The organism is Bradyrhizobium sp. USDA 4449 (genome assembly GCF_054056275.1).
Map to the genome: position 1 here is coordinate 5,815,645 of NZ_JBSRYD010000001.1, position 14,286 is coordinate 5,829,930.

Below are 14,286 nucleotides of genomic sequence, written 5' to 3' on the forward strand. Positions count from 1 at the left end.
GATATTGCCGCGACCTTGTCCGGCTGCAATAAGCGAGCTTCGCGAGATCGCAGATGACCTTCGAGCCGTCGGTCCGTATAGGTTTGCATCTCACAACAAGAACAAACTTTCGAGGAAGCAGACCCATGAGTTTCTCCCGCCGCACGCTTCTCAAGGCCTCCGCCGCGACCGCCGTCTTTGGCGGCTTCAGCGCGCCCCATGTGGCCCGTGCCCAGGCTGCCGAGTTCTCGTACAAATACGCCAACAACCTGCCGGACAGCCATCCGCTCAACGTGCGCGCCAAGGAGATGGCCGCGGCCATCAAGAGCGAGACCAACGGCAAGTTCGACCTCCAGATCTTCCCGAACAACCAGCTTGGGTCCGACACCGACATGCTGAGCCAGATCCGCTCCGGCGGCGTCGAGTTCTTCACGCTGTCGGGCCTGATCCTGTCGACCCTGGTGCCGGCGGCCTCCATCAACGGCATCGGCTTCGCGTTTCCGGACTACGACACCGTCTGGAAGGCCATGGACGGCGATCTCGGCGCCCATGTCCGTGGCGAGATCAAGAAGGCCGGCCTCGAGGTGATGGACAGGATCTGGGACAACGGATTCCGGCAAACCACGTCGTCGACCAAGCCGATCACCGGTCCGGACGATTTCAAGGGCTTCAAGATCCGCGTGCCGGTGTCGCCGCTGTGGACCTCGATGTTCAAGGCGTTCGAGGCCGCGCCCGCCTCGATCAATTTCGCCGAAGTCTATTCCGCGCTCCAGACCAAGATCGTCGAGGGGCAGGAAAACCCGCTGGCCATCATCTCGACCGCGAAGCTCTACGAGGTGCAGAAGTTCTGCTCGCTGACCAACCACATGTGGGACGGCTTCTGGTTCCTGGCCAATCGCCGCGCCTGGGAAAAGCTGCCGGAGGACGTGCGCGCGATCGTCGCCAGGAACATCAATGCCGCCGCGGTCAAAGAGCGTGAGGATACCGCCAAGCTGAACGCCGGTCTCCAGCAGGAGCTCGCAACCAAGGGCCTGGCGTTCAACCAGCCCAGCATCGCGCCGTTCCGCGACAAGCTGCGGGCTGCAGGCTTCTATGCGGAGTGGAAGGGCAAATACGGCGAGCAGGCCTGGGACCTGCTGGAAAAGGCCGTCGGCAAGCTGTCGTAACGCATTGGGGCCGTCATGGCTCATATCGAAGTCGAGGCGAACGGAGTGGCGGGCGAGGCGACTGTTGAGTCCCCTCGCCGACCTTCGCTGCTTGCGTCGCTCGAGCGCGTCCTCGGCTTTGCCGTTGAAATCCCGGCGGCGATCCTGGTGGTCGCCGAAATCGGGATCCTGTTTGCGGGCGTCGTCGCGCGCTACGGCTTGCACCGGCCGCTGATCTGGTCGGACGAGCTCGCCTCGATCCTGTTCCTGTGGCTGGCCATGCTGGGCGCAGCGGTGGCGTTCCGCCGTTCAGAGCACATGCGCATGACCGCGCTCGTCGGAAGCGCAGGCCCGGCGGTGCGCGCCTATCTCGATCTGTTCGCGATCTGCGCGGCGCTGGCGTTCCTCGCGCTGATCGTGTGGCCGTCCTGGGACTATGCGTACGAGGAAAGCTACATCACCACGCCGGCACTTCAGATCTCGAACATCTGGCGCGCCGCCGCGCTGCCGGCCGGCATCTGCCTGATGGCGGTGTTCGCCCTGCTGCGGCTGCTGCGCGCGGCGGACTACCGGATGGTCGCGGCCGCCATGCTGTCCGTTGCCGTCGTGATCGGCCTGTTCTGGCTCGCAGAGCCCTCGTTGCGGCCGCTTGGCAATCTCAACCTCGTCATCTTCTTCGTCGGCGTCGCCGGCTTCTGCGTCTTTGCCGGCGTTCCCATTGCATTCGGCTTTGGCCTCGCAATCTTCGGCTATCTGGCGCTGACCACCCGCACGCCGGTCGTGGTGCTGGTCGGGCGGATGGACGAGGGCATGAGCCATCTCATCCTGCTCTCGGTGCCGCTATTCGTGTTCCTGGGATTGCTGATCGAGATGACCGGCATGGCGCGGGCCATGGTGTCGTTCCTGGCGAGCCTGCTTGGCCATGTCCGTGGCGGCCTGCATTACGTGCTGGTCGGCGCGATGTATCTGGTCTCCGGCATATCAGGCGCCAAGGCCGCCGACATGGCCGCGGTCGCGCCCGTGTTGTTCCCCGAGATGAAGCAGCGCGGCGCCCGGCCCGGAGATCTCGTCGCGCTGCTTGCGGCCACCGGTGCCCAGACCGAGACCATTCCGCCGAGCCTCGTGCTGATCACGATCGGATCGGTCACCGGCGTCTCGATCGCGGCGCTTTTCACTGGCGGACTCCTGCCCGGCGTCGTGCTCGCGATCACCCTCTGCACGCTGGTGTGGTGGCGCTATCGTGGCGAGGACATGAGCCATGTCCGCCGCGCGACCGCGGCCGAAATCGGCAAGACCTTCGTCATCGCCCTGCCCGCGCTCGCGCTGCCGTTCGTGATCCGCTACGCCGTGGTCGAGGGCATCGCGACCGCTACCGAAGTCTCGACGATCGGCATCGTCTATGGTGCGCTGGTCGGTCTTCTCGTCTACCGCCGCTTCAACTGGCGGCGGCTGTTTCCAATGCTGGTCGAGACCGCAGCGCTGTCGGGTGCGATCCTGCTGATCATCGGCACGGCCACCGGCATGGCCTGGGGCCTGACGCAGTCGGGCTTCTCGCGCTCGCTGGCATCCGCCATGACCGGATTGCCGGGCGGAGCCGCGACCTTCATCGCCGTGTCCATCCTGGCTTTCACGGTGCTCGGCAGCGTGCTGGAAGGCATCCCCGCGATCGTGCTGTTCGGGCCGCTGCTGTTTCCGATCGCGCGCCTCGTCGGCGTGCACGAGGTGCACTACGCCATGATCATCATTCTGGCGATGGGTATCGGCCTATTCGCCCCGCCATTCGGAGTCGGCTATTATGCCGCCTGCGCCATCGGAAGGGTCGATCCAGCCGAGGGCATCAGGCCGATCTGGGGTTATCTGCTGGCGCTGATGCTGGGATTGATCGTCGTCGCGGTCTTCCCCTGGATATCGATCGGATTCCTGTAACCCGCGCGACGTGAAGGAGGGGTCGATGAGCGACCGGCACAACCAGTACAATATCGGCCTCGACAAAACCCCCGCCAATTACGTGCCGCTGTCGCCGCTCAGCTTCCTCGCACGCAGCGCTGCCGTCTATCCCGATCACATCAGCACGGTCTATGAGGCGCGCAGCTTCACCTGGGCCCAGACGCATGAGCGCTGCAAGCGCTTTGCCTCCTGGCTCGCCGGCAAAGGCGTCGGCGTCGGCGATACTGTTGCTGTGATGCTGCCCAACATCCCAGCGATGAACGAGGCGCACTTTGCCGTTCCGATGACGGGCGCCGTGCTCAACGCGCTCAACATCCGCCTCGATGCGCCCTCGATCGCATTTCAGCTCGATCATGGCGGCGCGAAAATCATTCTGGTCGACCCCGAATTCTCGCGCGTGATCACCGATGCGCTCGCGCAAATGAGCGGCCCGAAGCCTTTCGTGATCGACGTCGACGATGCCGCCTTCACGGGCGGCAAGCGCATCGGCGAGATCGAATACGAAGCCGCCGTCGCGCAAGGCGATCCGAACTTCACGGCGATCCCGCCGCAAGACGAATGGGATGCGATCGCACTGAGCTACACTTCAGGCACAACAGGCAATCCCAAGGGCGTCGTCACCCATCATCGCGGCGCCTACCTCAACGCCGTCAGCAACATCCTCGCCGGCAATCTCGGTCAGCATCCGGTCTATCTCTGGACGTTGCCGATGTTCCATTGCAATGGCTGGTGCTTTCCCTGGACCCTTGCGGCCGCCGCCGGCATCAATGTCTGCCTGCGCAAGATCGAGCCGACCAAAATCTTCGAGCTGATCAGGCAGCACGGCGTCACCCACATGTGTGGCGCGCCGATCGTCTACAACACGCTGATCAATGCGCCCGATGCGCCGAACGGCGACGCTGCACCCCGCGTCGTCGGGCTGATCGCCGGCGCCGCACCGCCGGTCGCCGTGCTCGAAGGGGCGGAGAGCATCGGCATCAAGCTCACGCATGTGTATGGCCTCACCGAGGTCTACGGCCCCGCTTCCGTCTGTGCCGAGCAGCCCGGCTGGGACGATCTCCCCGCCGCGGAGCGCGCGCGCATGAAGCGGCGGCAGGGCGTGCCCTACCCGCTCGAGGAAGCTGTCACCGTCATCAATCCGCAAACCATGCACGAGGTGCCGCGCGACGGCGAAACCATCGGCGAGGTGATGTTCCGCGGCAACATCGTGATGAAGGGGTATCTGAAGAACGAGAAGGCCACGAAGGAAGCGTTCGAGGGCGGCTGGTTTCACACCGGCGACCTTGGCGTGCTTGACGAGCACGGCTACGTCACGATCAAGGATCGCTCCAAGGACATCATCATCTCCGGCGGCGAGAACATTTCCTCCGTCGAGGTCGAGGACATTCTCTACAAGCACCCGGCCGTGCTGTTCGCGGCCGTCGTCGCCAAGCCCGATCCGAAATGGGGCGAAGTGCCCTGTGCTTTCGTCGAGCTCAAGGACGGCGCCAGCGCGACCGAGGCCGACATCATCGCGTTCTGCCGCACGCAGATGAGCGGCTTCAAGACGCCGAAGGCCGTCGTGTTCGGACCGATTCCGAAGACGTCGACGGGAAAGATCCAGAAATTCCTGCTGCGCAATGAGGTCGGTTCGACCAAGGCGATTACTGCCTGAGTTGAACGCGCACCTAGTGCGTCTCCAGCCGCATCCCGTCGTAAGCCGGCACCACGCCCGCGGGCAGCGTCTGCCGGATCACCTCGTAATCGACGTCGGCCGTCATGTTGGTGATGACGGCGCGCTTCGGCTTGAAGCGTTCGATCCAGGACAGCGCGTCGTTGATGCTGAAATGGCTGACATGCTGGGTGTAGCGCAGGCCGTCTACGATCCAGAGATCGAGGTTTTCCAGGGCACCCCAGCTCTCGCGCGGGATGTCGTTGAGGTCGGGCGTGTAGGCGGCGTTGCCAATGCGATAGCCGAGCGCGGGGATCTGGCCGTGCTGGACCAGGAAGGCGGTCATGGTCACGTCCCCGCCCTTGCCGATAACGATTTGGCTCCCGCCGGCCTCGATCGAATGCCGCGTCAGGATCGGCGGATAGTCGCTGCCCTCCGGCGAGATGAAGCAGTAGGAGAACCGCGCCATGATGTCCTTCGCAGTCGACTGATTGAAATAGGTCGGAATGCGCTTGCGCATGTGGAGAACGACGGAGCGCAGATCGTCCATGCCATGGGTCTGGTCCGCATGCTCATGGGTCAGGAACACCGCGTCGATGTGGTCGACATTGGTATCGATGAGTTGCTCGCGCAGATCCGGCGAGGTATCGATCACAATGCGCGTGGTGCCGTGGCTTGACGTTTTCTCGACCAGCAGCGAGCAGCGGCGGCGGCGGTTCTTGGGATTGCTGGGATCGCAGGCGCCCCAGCCGAGCGCCGGGCGCGGCACGCCGGCGGAGGAGCCGCAGCCCAGGATCGTCAGCGTCAGTGTCATGCGGCTCCCAATCTCAAGCTTTCACCTTGGAGAACAGGCGGAAGAAGTTTTCGCTGGTCTGGCGTGAGATCTCGTCAAACGACACGCCGCGCGTCTCGGCCAGCACCTTGGCGACCTCGACCACATAGGCCGGCTCGTTGCGCTTGCCACGGAACTTGCCCGGCGCAAGATAGGGCGAGTCGGTTTCAACCAGAATACGGTCGGGCGGCAGCTCAGCCGCGAGCGCACGCAAGGTGTCCGACTTCTTGAAGGTCAGGATGCCCGTGAAGCCGATGTACAGCCCGAGCGATACCGCCTTCAGCGCCAGCTCGCGCCCGCCCGTGTAACAATGCAGCACGGCGCGAAACGATCCCTTGGCCGCCTCCTCTTCGAGGATGCGGGCGCAGTCCTCATCCGCTTCGCGGGTGTGGATCACCAGCGGCAGGCCCGTGGCGCGCGCGGCGGCAATATGAGCACGAAAGCCCCTCGCCTGCGCTTCCGGCGAGCCGTCGTCGTAGAAATAGTCGAGCCCGGCCTCGCCGAGCGCGACGACCTTGGGATGCTGCGTCAGGGCGATCAGCTCGTCCGCCGAAATGCCGTCTTCCTCATCCGCGTTGTGCGGATGGGTCCCGACCGAGCAATAGACGTCGTCATAACGCCCGGAGATGGCGAGAAGCTGATCGAGCTTTCGCACCCGCGTCGAGATCGTGACCATGCGGCCGATCCCGGCCGTGCGGGCGCGCGATACGATCCCGTCGAGGTCTTCCGCAAAGTCCGGAAAATCCAGATGACAGTGACTGTCGACCAGCATCGTTATGTCCGCCTCAGGCCGCGGGCTCGATGTAGCGCGGGAACGCCGGCGTCGGCGCCGGCAGCATCGAGCCGGGCGCGATCCGCTTGTCACCGCCGAGCATCGCGAAGTTGCGCTCTCCTTCGGGGATGGCGAGGCTGTCGAGCAGGAGGCTGGAAGCAGTCGGCATTGCCGGCTGAGCCAGAATCGCGATCTGCCGGACGACTTCGGCGGTGACGTAGAGCACCGTCTTCTGCCTGACAGGATCGGTCTTGGCGAGCGCCCACGGCGCCTCGCCCGCGAAATAGCGGTTGGCTTCCGCAACAACGGCCCATACGGCGTTGAGCCATTGATGGATCTGCTGCGTGGCCATCGCCTCGCGCGACGCTCCGACCATTCCGTCGGCCATCGCCAAAATCGCTTTGTCGTTGTCGCTGAACGCGCTGGGCTCGGGCAGCACGCCACCGAGCTGCTTTGCAATCATCGACAGCGAGCGCTGAGCGAGGTTGCCGAGATCGTTGGCGAGATCGGCGTTGATGCGCGCCACGATGGCTTCATGGTTGTAGTTGCCGTCCTGGCCGAACGGCACCTCGCGCAGGAAGAAATAGCGCATCTGATCGACGCCATACTGGTCGGCGAGATTGAAGGGATCGACGACGTTGCCGACCGATTTCGACATCTTCTCGCCCCTGTTGAACAGGAAGCCATGGGCATAGACGCGCTTCGGCAGCGGGAGCCCGGCCGATAGCAGGAAGGCCGGCCAGTACACCGCGTGGAAGCGGATGATGTCCTTGCCGATGATGTGCACATCCGCCGGCCAGTAGCGCCAGTTCTTGTCAGTCTCGTCGGGGAAGCCGACGCCGGTGATGTAGTTGGTGAGCGCGTCGACCCACACATACATCACGTGTTCTTCGTCGCCGGGCACTTTGACGCCCCAGTCGAACGTCGTGCGCGAGATCGAGAGATCGCGCAGGCCGCTCTTGACGAAGCTCATCACCTCGTTCTTGCGGGAGTCCGGCCCGATGAAATCGGGCTGATCCGCATAGAGCTTCAGCAGCTTGTCCTGGTAGGCCGAGAGGCGGAAGAAATAGCTCTTCTCCTCGACCCATTCGACCGGCGTGCCCTGCGGCCCGAGCCGTACGCCGTCCTCGTTCAGGCACGTCTCTTCCTCGGCGTAGTAGGCCTCGTCGCGCACCGAGTACCAGCCGGAATAGGTGTCGGCGTAGATGTCGCCGTTCGCTTCCATACGACGCCAGATCTCCTGGCTGGAGCGATGGTGTTGCTCCTCGGTGGTGCGGATGAAGCGGTCGAACGACACGTTGAGCCGCTCGTCCATCTCCTTGAAGCGTCCGGCGTTACGGGACGCCAGCGCGGAGGGAGTCAGGCCCTCGTTCTGCGCGGTCTGGACCATCTTCAGACCGTGCTCGTCGGTGCCGGTCAGGAAGAACACGTCCTTGCCGTCGAGGCGCGCAAAGCGCGCCAGCACGTCGGCGGAGATTGCCTCATAGGCGTGGCCGATATGCGGGACACCATTGGGATAGGCGATCGCGGTGGAGATGTAGAAGACGTTGTCGCGCGCAGGGGCGGCAACGGCCTTCGGCGCAGGCGGCGCTTTGGGTTTTGCTGCCTTGGTATTCGAGACTTTGGGCTTCGATACCTCGGGCTTGGAGACCACGGGGGGCACGGCCTTCGACGTCTTGGCAACAGCAGCTGGCGCGGCGGTTACGGCAGATGAGGTCACCTTCGCCCTCTTGGCTGCCTTCTTCGATGGAGCTTTGGCGGACTCTTTTGCGACCTTCGTCGTGGCGGCCTTCTTGGCGACGGCCTGCTTCTTCGCGGCTTTCTTGCCCGCCTTCTTTGCACTCTTCGCGGCGGTCTTCTTCACGCCTTTCTTGGCAGAGGCCCGTTTGGTCTTCTTGACCTTCTTGGCAGCCTTGCGCCCGAGTGCCTTTGTCGACTTTTTCGCGGCGTTGTTCGCAGCCTTCTTGCTACCCTTGGCCTTGGCCGTTTTCTTAGCTCGTGCTGCCACGACGAATTCCTCTACCGGATTCTCGAAATTTGGAAACGAAATTGCGTTGTCTGCGCATGATCTTTTCGGAAAACCGCTCCGCACTTTTCCGGATCATGCTCTAGCGCGTTGCGTCCGCCAGCCAGCCGAACACCGAAAAAACCAAGGGCTTTCGCTCCAGATTGTAGGTTTCAGTGTCGCGCGCGGCGCGGACGATCTTTTCCCATACCTGGGCTAGCCGCGCAAGGCGCGGCAGGTTCTGGTTGGCATTGGCTTCGTTCGCATGCAGGCTTTCCGCGATCCAGCGATCGATGCCATCGATGAACGCCGCAAGCGCGACCCGGTCGTTGGTGGGAAGCGAATCGCCAAGCGTATGCAGCTCCCGCGGATCGAGCTGCGGCAGGCGCGCCAGCAGCGCCGCCGTGCGCTGCTGGAGCTTGAGCGCGTCGCCGCCGAGCAGCGTCAGCGCGCGCGCGACGCTGCCTTCGGAGGCCTCTGCGGCCTCGCGTAGCGCCTGATCCGTCGGCGCAAGGTCGCCGGCCGCAGCCGCCGCTCCGATCACCTCGTCGATTGTGAGCGAACGCAGGCGCAGCTTGCGACAGCGCGACTGGATCGTGGCGAGCACACGTGCCGGTGCGTGGCTCACCAGGAGGAACAGCGATTGCTGCGGCGGCTCCTCCAGGATCTTCAGCAACGCGTTCGCCGCATTGGGATTGAGCTCGTCGACGGTGTCGACGATGCAGACGCGCCAGCCTTCAGCCGCCGCCGTCGAGCCGAAGAACGAAATGGTCTCGCGCGTCTCGTCGACGGTGATGACGGTACGCATCACGCCGTGGTCATTCGCGGTACGCTCCAACGTCAGCAACCCGCCATGCGAGCTCGCTGCAACCTGCCGCGCCACGGCATCGTCAGGATCGATCGCGAGGTCTTCGGCGCCCTGCACGACGGGAGCCTGCGGCTCTCCGTGGGCGAGCACGAACCGCGCCATCCGGTAGGCCAGCGTCGCCTTGCCGATTCCTTGCGGTCCGCCAATCAGCCAGGCGTGCGGAATGCGCCCGCTGCGATAAGCCGTCAGCAGCGCGGTCTCGGCCTCGCGGTGGCCAAACAGCAAGCTGGTCTCGCGCGGATGTGGAATCGCGCTCTCGCGCTCGACGTGACGCCGGCTCATGCCGAGACCACCGATGCTGAGGTCGCCAGGAGGCGGTCGCGCAGCGCAGTCCACACCCGCCCGGCGACCGTGTCCGGGTCGGAATTGGCGTCGATCAGAACGCAGCGCGAAGGATCATCCGCCGCAATCTTGCGATAGGCCTCGCGCAGACCCTGATGGAAGGCGAGCTGCTCGCCCTCAAATCTGTCAGGCGTGCCACTGCCCCGCCGCGCCGCCGCGCGTGCCAGGCCGATTTCAACAGGCAAATCGAGGATGATGGTGAGATCAGGCTTGAGATCACCGATCGTGACCCGCTGCATCGCATTGATCAGCGCGGTGGGTACGCTGCCGAGGCTGCCCTGATAGGCCCGGGTCGAGTCGGCGAAGCGGTCGCACAGGACCCAGATGCCCCGGTTGAGCGCAGGCTGGATCACGGTGCGGACATGGTCGTCGCGCGCGGCCGCAAACAGCAGCGTCTCGGCTTCGGGCCCGAGCAGCTTGCCCATGCCCGACAGCACCAGATGCCGCATGATCTCTGCGCCCGGCGAGCCGCCCGGCTCGCGCGTGACGAGGATGCGCATCCTTGCCGCCTTGATACGATCGGCGAGTTTCTTGATCTGGGTCGACTTGCCCGTCCCCTCGCCGCCTTCAAAGGTGACGAAGCGCCCGCGTCCGGACGGCCATGTTACCGCGCTTTCACTCATGATCAGAGCTTCTCGGCGCCTGCGCGGAACATGCCGATGACGAGCTCGCTGGCGCCATCGATCGCGCGCCGCATGGTCGAGCCGGTGCCAACAGCCTCGGCCGCGTAGACCGGCGTCTCGACGGCGATATTGCCGCTGCGCCAGACCTTGGCCACGCCGACCTGCTGGCCCGCCTGGACCGGCGCGCGCACCGGGCCGTTATAGACAACGCGCGCGATCAGCTTGTCGCCGCCGCTTTTGTGCACCATCACCTTCACCGGCTCTTTCGCAATCAGCTTCACCGAGCGGCTGTCGCCGCCAAAGACCTTGGCGTAACCGAGGGGCTGGTCAGCTGCGATCAGCGTGCGGGTCTCGAAATTGCGAAAGCCCCATTCCAGCATCTTCTTGGCTTCGGTGGCGCGGTCTTCGGAATCTTCCAGGCCGTTGACGACGACGATCAATCGGGTGCCGTTCTGCACGGCCGAGCCGACCATGCCGTAGCCGCCCTCCTTGGTGTAGCCGGTCTTTAGCCCGTCTGCTCCTTCCATCGAATTGAGCAGCGGATTGCGGTTGGGCTGGCGGATCTTGTTCCAGGTGAACTCCTTTTCGCCGAACAGTTTATAGAATTCGGGAAAGTCCAGGATGATGTGCCGGGCAAGCATGCCGAGCTCACGCACCGTCATCTTGTTGCCGGGGTCGGGCAAGCCGTTGGAATTGGCAAAGGTCGATTTGGTCATGCCGAGCTCCCGGGCGCGCTTGGTCATGAAATCGGCGGCAAAAATCTTCTCGCTGCCGGCAATGCCTTCTGCGAGCGCGATGCAGGCGTCGTTGCCGCTCTGGATGATGGCACCGTGCAGGAGGTCATCGACCGAGACCTTGCTGTTGATGGCAGCGAACATGGTCGAGGTGCCGGAAGGGGCGCCGCCCTTGCGCCAGGCATTCTCGCTGATCCGGTATTCGTCGGTCAGCTTGACGTCGCCCTTCTTGATCGCGTTGAACACGACCTCGGCGGTCACCAGCTTCATCATGCTGGAGGGTGCGCGCAGCTCGTCGGCGTTCTTCTCGAACAGCACGCTGCCGCTGGAAGCCTCGATCAGGATCGCGGTGGGGGCATCGCCGTCGAAGCCGGTATCCTCGGTCTTCTTGGCGCCCTGCACGCTCTGGTTCGCGGCATAGAGCACCCCGCCCCAGCCGAGGCTCACCGCAAGCGCCGCCGCAACCAGCCCGCGCGCCAGGGCTCCGGCTGTGAAGCCGGTATGACGAAGCGAGATGAGATGAAATGCCATGGCGAAGCCCTGAGAGCGCCGTTCTAACAAATGGAACAGGTGCGAACAACACGAGGGTCGTTGCTGCCCCCGAGATTGCACGATTCTCATTGCGCCCCTATCGTGGCACCTGATGTTTTTCAACCAAACCCCTGAAACAAGGCGGAAAAGCGATGTCCATGACCCGAGGGATCAAGGCCAACGGGATCGACCTCTTCGTCCGCGAGGCCGGTCAGGGACCACTGGTGGTGCTGTGCCATGGCTGGCCGGAACTGTCCTACTCGTGGCGACACCAGATGCCTGCCTTAGCAGCGGCCGGGTTTCATGTCGTGGCCCCCGACATGCGGGGCTACGGCCAGAGCGCGGCGCCGCCCGAGGTGGCAGCCTATTCGATCTTCGATCTGGTCGGCGACGTCGTCGGCCTGGTCCGGGCGCTCGGCGAGACCAAAGCCGTCGTCGTCGGCCATGACTGGGGCGCGCCGGTCGCCTGGCACGCGGCACTGTTCCGCCCGGATATATTCACGGCCGTCGCAGGGCTGAGCGTGCCCCCGCCGCTCCGCGGACGCGGTAAGCCGCTCGAGCTGCTGCGCCAGGGCGGCATCACGAATTTCTACTGGCAGTATTTCCAGACGCCGGGTGTCGCCGAGGCCGAGTTCGAGCGTGACGTCGCCCGCACCATGCGCATTGTGCTCGGCGGCCGCGGACTTGCCGATCCGAACGCCGCGATGTTCGTCCAGGAGGGCAAGGGCTTTCTCGGCCATGCCGCAGCCGACGAGCCGCTGCCGTCGTGGCTGAGCGAGGCCGATCTTGCTCATTTCACCGAGAGCTTCCGCTCTTCCGGGTTTCGTGGCGGGCTGAATTGGTATCGCAACATCGACCGCAATTGGGAGCTGACCGCGCCCTGGCAGGACGCGCAAATCCACCAGCCCTCCCTGTTCATCGCCGGCGCGCAGGACGCCGTCATCACCGGCCTGATCGGCGCCAAGCGGGTCAACGATCTGGAGCGCGTGCTGCCCAATCTCACGCGAAAGCTGATCATCGACGGCGCTGGTCATTGGGTGCAGCAGGAACGGCCCGACGAGGTCAATGCCGCGCTTTTGCGGTTCTTGCGCGAAGCGCATCAGGCTAGCTAGACGAGATCCTTCCTCATTGCCGTGTGGGCGGCGCCCACAGACCCGGTCTCGGCAAAGCTGTCGCGGCTTGCCTAATACAGGCCGCGGCCGGTCAGAATGCTGCGTGCCTCGGCTGCGCCGTCATCGGAGGTCGCCGGACCGCTATCTCCGGCGTAGCGGCCGCTCTCGTCATAAGACACTTGCCGGGCGTTCTGGAGCACCCGGCCCCGGCTGCGGCTCGAGGCCGACATCTCGGACGTCGCGTCGATCGAGGCGAGGTCGGCCGACGTGTTGCCAAGGCTGTAGGGCCGCCCTTCCGGGATCGGGACTTCGCCCCTGAAGGCGCCGCGGCTTGATGACACCTCCGGCACGAACGGCCTGGCCGAAGCGACCCGGACCATCGAGGGTGACGGCGCCGGAACGCCGGTGCGCAAGGTCGCCATCAGCTGGCGGTCGTCGGAGCCTTCCAACGGCGCCCGGCCGACATATTCGACGCGGACCCTGGCAACACCATTTCCTTTGAATTCAAGCAGTTCGGCGGCTTTGTTCGAGACGTCGATGAGGCGGTTGCCGTGATAGGGCCCGCGGTCGTTGACGCGGACGATCAGCGACTTGCCATTGGAGAGATTGGTCACCCGCGCATAGGACGGCATCGGCAGGGTGGGATGCGCCGCGGTGAGCGAGCTCATGTCGAACACTTCGCCGTTGGCGGTCAGGCGACCATGGAAGTCGTCGCCATACCAGGAGGCCGTGCCCTCGGCGCGGTAATTGACGTCCTCCTCCGGTACGTAGGTCCGGCCTGCAACGACATAAGGCTTTCCGACGCGATAGGTGCCGCCGCCCTTGGGGACGGGTTCGCCGAAGCCAACGACCCGTGGGCTCGACGACACGCCGTATTTGGGATCCACCCGGCTGGCGAACTTGTTGGACGAGGCGCAATTGGCAAGCGCAAGGCAACCGGCCACCACCGCAACGCCCCGCGCAGCCCGCACCACCGAATCTGATCGTCGGATCCCCATTCGCCCCAAATACCATTTCCCCGGAGACGGCCCCAACCCGCTTGCACACGGGAATCGCCTTCCGGTCCTCAAGCCCGAGGCGGCCCACCACCGTCTCGGAGACGGTAACGATAACGCAACCCGAACACGGCGGAAATGGGGAGCCCACAACGTTCGCGTCGGCATGGTAAACAGGACGTTCGGCATTCTCGTTGATAAATGGGGCGCAATGGCCTCTCAGCCGCCTCTGATGTGCCAGTCCCGCACAAGCTGTTGCGCCAAAACCTCACTCCCCCCCCGATATCGTCGGCTTCACGGGAATTCTTTTGACTGTGCAAGGCCGCGCGCGTTTTCTCGCGTGCAGGGGCGGGATTGGAATTTAACGATGATCGAGACGGTTTCGGCACTGATGGGTCTGGTAAGCGCGGGAATCTTCCTGGCCCATGCGTTTGAAGGCTACCGCACGAGGGCCTGACGGCGCTCGCGCGGTTGACATTGCGTCACCTCTTCAAGGCGGTACGTTCGGGCAATTTTAATCAATCCGATCGAGCATCGAAGGCGAGAGCAGCAGGTGTCCCATGCGCAAACATGACTTCGTATCCGATGGCTTTCTGGCACTGACCGCAGGCGGCCTCGTGCTGCTCTGCTCGAGCCTCGTCGCCCTGGCCTTCGGCTGATCTCACGCCACCCGTTTCGAATTTTCAGAGCGCCGCGCGTCTGCGGCGCAGCACGCCGAATCACCCCGCTCCCGTTGAGTTGATTGAATTT

At 64.3% G+C, this 14,286-nt stretch carries 11 protein-coding genes; 4 read left to right on the forward strand and 7 right to left on the reverse strand.

The annotated features are described in order from the left end of the window. Positions 1 to 125: 125 nt before the first annotated feature. From ACVIIW_RS27245 to ACVIIW_RS27255, 3 genes are read left to right on the forward strand one after another with little or no spacing between them, the layout of a single operon-like run. Entirely contained in the window at positions 126 to 1,145 is a 1,020-nt protein-coding gene (locus tag ACVIIW_RS27245) for a TRAP transporter substrate-binding protein (RefSeq protein WP_456703561.1), read from the forward strand. Positions 1,146 to 1,160: 15 nt separating this feature from the next. Beyond that, positions 1,161 to 3,050 carry a TRAP transporter large permease gene (locus ACVIIW_RS27250; protein ID WP_456703562.1) on the forward strand — a complete coding sequence of 630 codons (1,890 nt, stop codon included), beginning with the start codon at positions 1,161 to 1,163 and terminating at the stop codon, positions 3,048 to 3,050. Positions 3,051 to 3,075: 25 nt separating this feature from the next. After that, complete coding sequence (locus ACVIIW_RS27255) at positions 3,076 to 4,725, forward strand: acyl-CoA synthetase (RefSeq protein ID WP_456703563.1); 1,650 nt, start codon at positions 3,076 to 3,078, stop codon at positions 4,723 to 4,725. 13 nt (positions 4,726 to 4,738) lie between these two features. Here the strand turns inward: ACVIIW_RS27255 and ACVIIW_RS27260 are convergent, their stop codons facing one another. The 6 genes from ACVIIW_RS27260 to ACVIIW_RS27285 form a co-directional block, all read right to left on the reverse strand. Continuing rightward, positions 4,739 to 5,536, reverse strand: coding sequence for an MBL fold metallo-hydrolase (locus ACVIIW_RS27260; protein WP_456703564.1), 798 nt, complete (start codon positions 5,534 to 5,536; stop codon positions 4,739 to 4,741). 13 nt (positions 5,537 to 5,549) lie between these two features. After that, positions 5,550 to 6,326, reverse strand: a complete 777-nt coding sequence (locus ACVIIW_RS27265; RefSeq protein WP_456703565.1) for a TatD family hydrolase — start codon at positions 6,324 to 6,326, stop codon at positions 5,550 to 5,552. A gap of 13 nt (positions 6,327 to 6,339) precedes the next feature. Continuing rightward, a complete protein-coding gene (metG, locus tag ACVIIW_RS27270; protein ID WP_456703566.1) occupies positions 6,340 to 8,334 on the reverse strand; it encodes a methionine--tRNA ligase in 1,995 nt (664 codons plus the stop codon). Positions 8,335 to 8,434: 100 nt separating this feature from the next. Then, on the reverse strand, positions 8,435 to 9,481 hold the full coding sequence (locus ACVIIW_RS27275) for a DNA polymerase III subunit delta' (RefSeq protein WP_456703567.1): 1,047 nt from the start codon (positions 9,479 to 9,481) through the stop codon (positions 8,435 to 8,437). Beyond that, positions 9,478 to 10,164: a dTMP kinase gene (gene tmk, locus ACVIIW_RS27280; protein ID WP_456703568.1), complete on the reverse strand. Its 687-nt coding sequence runs from the start codon at positions 10,162 to 10,164 to the stop codon at positions 9,478 to 9,480. Before tmk ends, ACVIIW_RS27275 begins: the two co-directional genes overlap by 4 nt. A gap of 2 nt (positions 10,165 to 10,166) precedes the next feature. Next, a complete protein-coding gene (locus ACVIIW_RS27285; RefSeq protein ID WP_456703569.1) occupies positions 10,167 to 11,429 on the reverse strand; it encodes a D-alanyl-D-alanine carboxypeptidase family protein in 1,263 nt (420 codons plus the stop codon). A gap of 152 nt (positions 11,430 to 11,581) precedes the next feature. Between ACVIIW_RS27285 and ACVIIW_RS27290 the strand changes: the two genes are divergently transcribed. Then, on the forward strand, positions 11,582 to 12,541 hold the full coding sequence (locus ACVIIW_RS27290) for an alpha/beta fold hydrolase (protein WP_456703570.1): 960 nt from the start codon (positions 11,582 to 11,584) through the stop codon (positions 12,539 to 12,541). Positions 12,542 to 12,612: 71 nt separating this feature from the next. Here ACVIIW_RS27290 and ACVIIW_RS27295 read toward each other — a convergent pair whose 3' ends face one another. Further along, positions 12,613 to 13,539, reverse strand: a complete 927-nt coding sequence (locus ACVIIW_RS27295; RefSeq protein ID WP_456703571.1) for a septal ring lytic transglycosylase RlpA family protein — start codon at positions 13,537 to 13,539, stop codon at positions 12,613 to 12,615. Positions 13,540 to 14,286: the final 747 nt, after the last annotated feature.